General features: G+C 65.6%; 6 protein-coding genes and 1 riboswitch. Of the genes, 2 read left to right on the forward strand and 4 right to left on the reverse strand.

Annotation, left to right across the window (positions count from 1 at the left end; all coding sequences use genetic code 11):
* Positions 1-1,241: GMC family oxidoreductase (locus RMO89_RS17455; protein ID WP_310534735.1), on the forward strand; the 1,241-nt coding region annotated here is incomplete at its 5' end.
* Positions 1,241-2,365: a ThuA domain-containing protein gene (locus tag RMO89_RS17460; RefSeq protein WP_310534737.1), complete on the forward strand. Its 1,125-nt coding sequence runs from the start codon at positions 1,241-1,243 to the stop codon at positions 2,363-2,365. The genes RMO89_RS17455 and RMO89_RS17460, both read left to right, overlap by 1 nt.
* A 145-nt stretch (positions 2,366-2,510) precedes the next feature.
* On the opposite strand, the gene RMO89_RS17465 is transcribed toward RMO89_RS17460, so the two are convergent.
* Genes RMO89_RS17465 through RMO89_RS17480 form a run of 4 tightly spaced genes read right to left on the reverse strand, consistent with a single transcriptional unit; the run spans position 2,511 to position 6,836 of the window.
* Positions 2,511-3,233 carry an ABC transporter ATP-binding protein gene (locus RMO89_RS17465; RefSeq protein WP_310534739.1) on the reverse strand — a complete coding sequence of 241 codons (723 nt, stop codon included), beginning with the start codon at positions 3,231-3,233 and terminating at the stop codon, positions 2,511-2,513.
* Positions 3,230-4,210, reverse strand: a complete 981-nt coding sequence (locus tag RMO89_RS17470; RefSeq protein ID WP_310534740.1) for an iron ABC transporter permease — start codon at positions 4,208-4,210, stop codon at positions 3,230-3,232. Before RMO89_RS17470 ends, RMO89_RS17465 begins: the two co-directional genes overlap by 4 nt.
* Positions 4,207-5,034: a helical backbone metal receptor gene (locus tag RMO89_RS17475; RefSeq protein ID WP_310534741.1), complete on the reverse strand. Its 828-nt coding sequence runs from the start codon at positions 5,032-5,034 to the stop codon at positions 4,207-4,209. The genes RMO89_RS17470 and RMO89_RS17475 overlap by 4 nt, the downstream gene beginning before the upstream one ends.
* On the reverse strand, positions 5,034-6,836 hold the full coding sequence (locus RMO89_RS17480) for a TonB-dependent receptor domain-containing protein (protein WP_310534742.1): 1,803 nt from the start codon (positions 6,834-6,836) through the stop codon (positions 5,034-5,036). The genes RMO89_RS17475 and RMO89_RS17480 overlap by 1 nt, the downstream gene beginning before the upstream one ends.
* 95 nt (positions 6,837-6,931) lie before the next feature.
* A riboswitch (cobalamin riboswitch) is annotated at positions 6,932-6,993 on the reverse strand. This riboswitch is flagged as partial in the annotation.

Here is a 6,993-nt window from a genome sequence, read left to right on the forward strand (position 1 = left end):
ACCACATCGAGGACTTCATCGGCGTGGCTGGCAGCTATGAAAACCTGCCCCAGCTTCCCGATGGCAAGTTCCTCAAGGCCTGGGAAATGAACGACGCCGAAAAGATGCTCAAGGCGGCCGTCGAGAAGAAATTCCCGACCCGCAAGGTCATCATCGGCCGCAACGCCAACTTGTCCGAAGCCAAGCCGCACCACGAAGCGCTGGGCCGCGGCCCCTGCCAGAACCGCTCGATCTGCGAGCGCGGCTGCTCATTCGGCGCGATGCACTCGACGCTGACCTCGTCGCTGCCGGCGGCGCGCAAGACCGGCAACCTGACGCTGATCACCAATGCCATCGTCCATTCGGTCGTCACCGATCCGAAGACCGGCAAGGCCACTGGCGTGCGGGTGATCGATGCCGTGACCAAAGTCGGCAAGACCTATGAAGCGAAGATCGTCTTCCTCAACGCCTCGTCGATCAACTCGGCAACCATCCTGCTGAATTCGGCCAATGACGCCAATCCGCGTGGCCTCGCCAACGGTTCGGACCAGGTTGGCCGCAACCTGATGGACCACATGTACGCGCTGTCGACCGCTGGCATCCTGCCGAACGGTCCGAAGGATTCGTACTACAAGGGCCGCCGCCCGACCGGCATCTACATCCCGCGCTTCCGCAACGTGACCGAACCCGGCGAAGGCTATGTCCGCGGCTATGGCTATCAGGGCGGGGCCATGCGCATCACCGGCAAGGGCCTGAACCAGCCCGGCACGATCGGCGCGGAATACAAGGAAGGCATGCACAAGTTCGGTCCGTGGATGGCCTTCATCTCGGGCTTCGGCGAAATGCTGCCCAACCCGGAAAACCGCGTCACGCTGAACGCCACCCGCAAGGACAAGTGGGGCATGGCCATCCCGCACATCGAATGCGTGATGGGTCCGAATGAACACGCCATGGTCAAGCACATCATGGATGACGGCAGGGCCATGATCGAGGCAGCTGGCGGCGTGGTCGTCAGCCAGGCAGACACACCGGGCACTCCGGGCCTCGGCATCCATGAAATGGGCACGGTCCGCATGGGCAAGGACCCCAAGACTTCAGTGCTCAACAAGTACAATCAGGCCCATGAAGTGCCGAACCTGTTCTGCACCGATGGCGGCGCAATGGCGTCTTCGGGCTGCCAGAACCCGTCGCTGACCTACATGGCGCTTTCGGCCCGCGCCGCGCACCATGCGGTGGAATTCCTCAAGGAAGGCAAGATCTGATGCGCATGGTTTTGAAACTTGCCGCCGGTCTGGCGGCTGTCGCGCTATCGGCGCCTGCCCTGGCCGGTCCGGTTACGGACTGCCCAAACCGCGACGTGCCGTTCTCGGCGAGTTCGCCGCTGATCGACATATTGCTCAGTCCGGCGGCGAAAGGCGTGATCGACAAGTACGCTCCCGGGCGGATGGACAAGATGCCGCCCATCTTCATCGGCACAAAGACGCCCAGCTTCGCCTCGATCCTCACTGCCGAAACCGCCTCGCGCTTTACCGGGCTCGATGCAGCCAGCGTGGCGAAGATCGACGCCGAGCTGCGCACCCTGCCGGTGACGGCGGCGGACCAGGTCGCCCGCTGCCAGCGCTTTGACAACGACATGCCGGCATTCAACCTGCCGAAAGCGAAGGTGCGCCTGCTGGTGATGGAAAAGATCAACGGCTTCAAGGACGTGCCATCGGTCGAAGCGGCCCACGCCGCGCTGACCGCCATGGCGACGCGCAAGGGCTGGGCCATCGCCTTCACCGAAAAGGGCGGCGCGATCAATGCCAAGACTTTGGGCCAGTTCGACGCGGTGGTGTGGAACAACATCAGCGGCGATATCCTGACGCTGAGCCAGCGCAAGGCACTGCAGGCATTCCTCGCACACGGCGGCGGTTTTGCTGCCATGCACGGCAGCGCCGGCGATCCGGCCTATTTCTGGGACTGGTATGCCGACACGCTGATCGGCACCCGCTTTACCGGCCACCCGATGGCACCGCAGTTTCAGGAAGCCCGCGTGATCGTCAGCAATGACCATCCGATCGCCAAAGCTGCGAACCTGCCGCGCGAATGGCGCATGACCGACGAATGGTACTCGTTCAAGACCAGCCCGCGCGCCGCCGGTGCGCAGGTCATCGCCTCGCTCGATGAAGGGTCCTATACGCGCAAGAGCCCGATGGGCCCTGACGGCTATCTCGACATGGGCAACGATCACCCGATTGCCTGGACCAACTGCATGGGAAAAGGCCGGATGTTCTATTCCGCCATCGGCCACATGCCGCAAACCTACAGCCAGCCGCAGGCGCTCGCCTTGCTTGAAGCAGGCATTGACTGGGCGGCGAACAACAAGAAGGCGTGCCCCGCACGATAGTCAAAAAGAGAGCGGCTGTTCACGTGAGACAGCCGCTCTTTAGGCGGGGAGAAACGAGGTCCTGAAAGGACCTGCCGTGTCGGGCTAAGCCTCCCCACCGACGACAACCTTGACTTGCGTCAAACCTGTCGAAATTTTCTCGCCGTCAGATCGAAAGGGCCTTCGCGCCCGGCTCACCCAGCCAGCGGGCGCTGACTTTCCACACCGCGCCGATCAGGTCCGGCGTCAGGGCTTCGGCAGGCGGGCCGTCGGCCGCGATAACGCCGTCCGCCAGAACCACCACGCGGTCGGAATGGTTCATCGCAGCGGCCAGATCGTGCAATACGACCACCACGCCGCGCCCTTCACGTGCCTGTCCGCGCAACTTGCCCATCAGTGCGGCAGCGTGGGCGAGATCGAGGTTGGCAAGCGGTTCGTCCGCCAGCAACCAGCGCGGTTCTCCGGCCAGCACGCGAGCCAGCAGCGCCCGCGCGCGTTCTCCGCCCGACAGACGCAATACGCGGCGGTGGCGCAAATGTTCGAGATCCATGACCGCGACCGCTGCTTCGATGGCCGCGCCGCCCGGAGTCCCCGGCCATGGCAACCGGCCCAGCGCGACCAGCGTTTCAACTGTCACGTCCCACGCCACTTCGGGCGTTTGCGGCAGAAAGCCGATCGCCTTGGCGCGGTCATGCGGAAGAACCTCACCCAGCGCGATACCGTCCAGCCGCACCATGCCGCCTTCGAGCAATCCGGCGAGGCAGGCGAGCAGGCTGCTCTTCCCCGCGCCATTCGGGCCGACGATAGCCGTCAGTTCGCCGGGCCGCAGGGTTAGCGATATGCCGTCCAGCCGTCCGGGCAGTTCGAGTGCGTTGGCGGAAAGGGTCATGCCCAGCCTCCATCCGCCGAAGTGCCGCGCCGCATGCGTAACAACAGCGCGAGGAAGAACGGCGCACCGATCAGGCTGAGCGCGATACCCAGTCGCAGCTCGCCGCCGGCCAGCGGCAGCACCCGGCACAGGCAATCGGCGATCAGCAGCAGCAGGGCTCCAGCCAGCGCACTCGGCACGATCAGGCTCGATGGGCGGCGGTCGGTCAGCGGGCGCACCAGATGCGGCACAACCAGACCGACGAAGCCGATGATCCCGGCCACCGCCACGCCGGTTCCGACGGTCAGGCCGACACCAATGACCAGCAGCGCCTGCAAGCGGCCAAGGTTGATCCCGAGCGACCGCGCCACGGCATCGCCGAGCAGCAAGGCATCGAGCCCGCGCCCGGCAAGGCGCAGCGCAGCAATGCCCACCAGCGCGCCGGGGACGGCGATCCACGCCTCATTCCACGACCGATCGGCAATCGCGCCCATCAGCCATGTGACGATCTCGGACAGCGCAAAAGGCGAAGGCGCGAGGCTGATGGCGAGGCTCATCAGCGCGCCGGCAAGGCTGGCGAGCATCATCCCGGCGAGCGTGAACGTGGCAACCCCGCCGTTCTTCCCGGCGATCAGGCTGAGCAGCAACATGCCGATCGCCGCCCCGGCCAGCGCGAACAGCGGCAGGGTCCAGGCGCTCACGGCATAGCCTGTCCACAGCGACAGAACCGCGCCCAGTGCTGCACAGGGCGCGATGCCGAACAGCCCCGGATCGGCCAGCGGATTGCGCAGATAGCCCTGCATCGCCGCCCCCGCCGCGCCGAGGCCGCTGCCGACCGCCAGCGCCAGCACGGCACGCGGCAGGCGCAGTTCGAGCAGGATCGCTGCCGCATTTGGCACCGCCGGGTCGAACGGATTGATCCACACCTGCCCGGCCAGCAAAGACAGCGGCACGGCCAGCACGATCAGCGCCAGCAGGGTCAGGTTGAGGCGGTTCATGTTCCGCGCACCTCGGCAAAACGGCGGGCGGCGCGGATGATCGTCGGGCCGCCGCAGTAAAGCAAGGCGGGATCCACAGCCTTGCGGCGGGTCTTCGTCAGCTGCGCCAAGGCAGGATGGCCCAGCAGGCGGTTTTCCTCGGCGCGCGGATTGCCGGCGGTGAGCACCAGTTCCGGCGGATCGGCAAGCAGGCGTTCCAGTGGCAGGTAGTCCGCTTGCTTCATGCCCTTCCCGGCGGTGAAATTCGCCAGCCCCGCGCGGCGCATGATGTCGGCGACCAGTGTATTGTCCCCCGGCACAATGCCGCCCGGCTCCCACAGGACAGTCTGGATCGGAGGCGCTCCCGGTGGCGGAGCGGCCTTTGCCAGGGCATCGGTGATCCGGGCAACCAGCGCTTCGCCCTGTTCGGGATGGCCCGCCAAGGCTGCAAGGCGCCGCACCTGTGCGATGCTCTCCTCGACGGTCGAAGCAATGCCGACCTCTTCCAGCCGCAAACCCAGCCGCGCATAGGCGCTGCGTGTCGCTGACGGCGTAAAGGTGCCGCCGACGATCAGGTCGGGCCGCAGAGCCAGAACTTCCTCGACAGTTCCGTTCGTCGCCCGGAACCGCCGCGCCTGTGAGAGATCCATCGAACTTGACGCCGGATCGTGACTCCATGCCGAAATCGCGATAATTTGCGCCGGATCGACCACCTCTGCCAGAATGGCGTCGGTGCAGGGATTGAGGCTGACGATGCGCGGCAGCGAAGGGGCGGGCGCCCTGCCCGCCTGCACCGGGGAGCATGCCCCCAGCACCAGCGCGAGAAGGACGCCCGCCGGCTTCATCAGAACCGCGCGCGCACGCCGGCGTAGGCGCTGCGCCCCGGCGTGTTGTAGCCGGCGACCGCCTGATAATCGGCATCGCCGACATTCTCGACGCGGCCGAAGACTTCGATCTGCTCGGTCACTGGCAGGCTGGCGCGCAGGGTAAGCACGACATGGCCCTTGAGCCGCACATCGTTGGCGAGGTTCTTGTCGCCGAACGGATCGTCCATGCTCGGCCCGACAAGGCGCGTATCGGCCCCGATCACCAGACCGCCCAGCGGCGTGGTCCAATCGCCCGACAGGCTGAGCGCATGGCGCGGGCGGCGATAGAGATCGCGGCCCGTAGTGCGGTTCGCGGCCTTCACATAGGAATAGGCCGCGCGCAGTTGCAGAACCTCCACCGGGCGAACATCGGCCTCCATCTCAAAGCCGCTGGCGCGTGTCTGGCTCTCGTTGAGGTAACCGCCCCAGCCGCCGTTGGCATTGGCGTCATAGACGATCAGGTTGCGGCTATCGCGGCGGAACACCGTGGCGGCAAAGTGCAAGGTCGATCCGCGGTCGCCCTTTTCGATGCCCGCTTCGTAGGATTGGCTGCGTTCGGGTTCGAGGCCGAGGTTCCCTGCGAAACCGAACAGCTGGTACAACGTCGGTGCCTTGAACCCTTCACCGTAAGATGCGCGCAGCCGCCAGCCACCGCCAATGCCGACCGATCCATTGGCCCCCATCGTCCAGGCATCGCCGAAGCGGCTGTGGTGATCGAGCCTGACCCCGGCGGCGAAATTGGCGCTGCCGGACGTAAAGTCAGCCAGCAGATATCCGTTCGCCTGCCGCGCCGTCTGGCGGGTATCGAAGGTGCCCTCATAGCGGTCCCAAACGTGACCGGCGCCGAACAGCACGGCGACCGGCCCGGCCAGCTTCCACTTGCCGCGCAGTTCGGCCTGCTGGTTCCGGCTGTCATAGGCGTAGCCGAAGGAGGCGCTGTCATAGGCGCGGTTGGTATCGGCAAGGCTGTAGGCTGCCGTCAGGTCGAGCACCTCAGAGGCATAGCGCAACCCCGCCCGGCCCGATGCCTGCTTGGTGGTCTGGACGTAATCGTTGGCGAAAGAGAAATCGATCCCCGCTTCCGACCGGGCATAGCGCGCATCGACGAAGGCCGAGAGGCCGCTGCCGATGTCGAGCGCGGCGCGTCCGCCGGCCTGCCATTGCTCAAAGCCGTCGGCCTCGGAATCAGCGGCAAGCGCGGAAAAGCCATCGCTGCGAGAATAGCCTCCATTCACGGAAAGCGTGAGGTCGCCGGTCTTCATCCCGCCCGAAGCGGAGCCGGTGAAGCTGTCATAGGCACCGTATTCGGCCGAAGCCTCCACGCCTTCGCTGGCCTTGGTGGTCACGGCAATCACGCCGCCGATGGCGTCCGATCCCCAGATCACGCTGTTCGATCCGCGCAGCAGTTCAAGCTTTTCGACATTGCCCGAAAGCAGCGTGCCGAAATCGAAACCGCTGCCGGGTGAGGACGTGTCCGCCACCCGCGCGCCGTCGATCAGCACCAGCGTTTGTTCGGCATCGGCGCCGCGGATGCGTACACCGGTGAATGATCCCAACCCGCCATTGCGGGTCAGCGTGACGCCGGGCAGGCGCTCCAGGACGCGGGTGATGTCAGGCCCCTGGATCGAGGCGAGTTCCTCGGCATCGACCACGCTGATCGCCTGCCCCGTCTGGTCAACAGGCTCCGAAAGGCCGGTTGCGAGCACGGTAATTTCATCGTCTGCAGCCCAAGCGGGCGCAGAAACGGCAAGCGAACAACCAAGCAAAAACAGATATTTCACGTAAAAAACCTCCAACCATGAACGAACGTCGTCCATGGCGAGGCCACCCGCCCTTATTGGCGAGCCCACGCTGCATCCGGTACACCCCGCCCGGCTGCGGAACGACCATCATCGGCAGGTCTCCTGGCTCCCGGATCACCGCCTGCGCCCGCCTTCC

Source organism: Novosphingobium sp., assembly GCF_031424035.1.
Classification (GTDB): domain Bacteria; phylum Pseudomonadota; class Alphaproteobacteria; order Sphingomonadales; family Sphingomonadaceae; genus Novosphingobium.